The organism is Streptomyces sp. DT190 (genome assembly GCF_049846985.1).
Taxonomy (GTDB): Bacteria; Actinomycetota; Actinomycetes; order Streptomycetales; family Streptomycetaceae; genus Streptomyces.
In genome coordinates, this window is record NZ_JBNCNM010000079.1 from 1 (window position 1) to 470 (window position 470).

The 470-nt window shown below is 72.1% G+C and carries 1 protein-coding gene; it reads left to right on the forward strand.

What is annotated here, in order from left to right:
- Positions 1-470, forward strand: a 470-nt coding sequence (locus tag ACPXCS_RS39685; RefSeq protein ID WP_425971253.1) for a ketoacyl-synthetase C-terminal extension domain-containing protein, incomplete at both ends; no start/stop codon positions are given.

Below are 470 nucleotides of genomic sequence, written 5' to 3' on the forward strand. Positions count from 1 at the left end.
CACGACGGCGAGCGCCTCAGGCGCGCCGGCGTGTCGTCGTTCGGCCTCTCCGGCACCAACGCCCACGTCGTCATCGAGGAGCACTCGGCACGGAAGGCTGCTCCCGCAGCCGACGGAGACAGCCCGGTGCCAGTGCCAGTGCCGGTGCCGGTGCTGGTTTCGGGGCAGAGCGAGGAAGCCCTGCGTGCCCAGGCCGGACGCTGGGCGTCCTGGCTGGGGGAGCGCACGGACGTGTCGCTGGCCGACGTGGCCGTGACAGCCGGTCGTCACCGCTCTCACCTGACTTCGCGGGCGAGTGTGGTGGCTTCGGATGTGGCGGGTCTGGTGGAGGGGCTGTCGGCGTTGGCCGAGGGTCGTTCGCTGGATGCGGTGGTGTCCGGTGTGGCCGAGGCGCGCGGGAAGGTGGTGTTCGTCTTCCCGGGGCAGGGTTCGCAGTGGCCGGGGATGGGGCGTGCGCTGCTGGAGTCGAG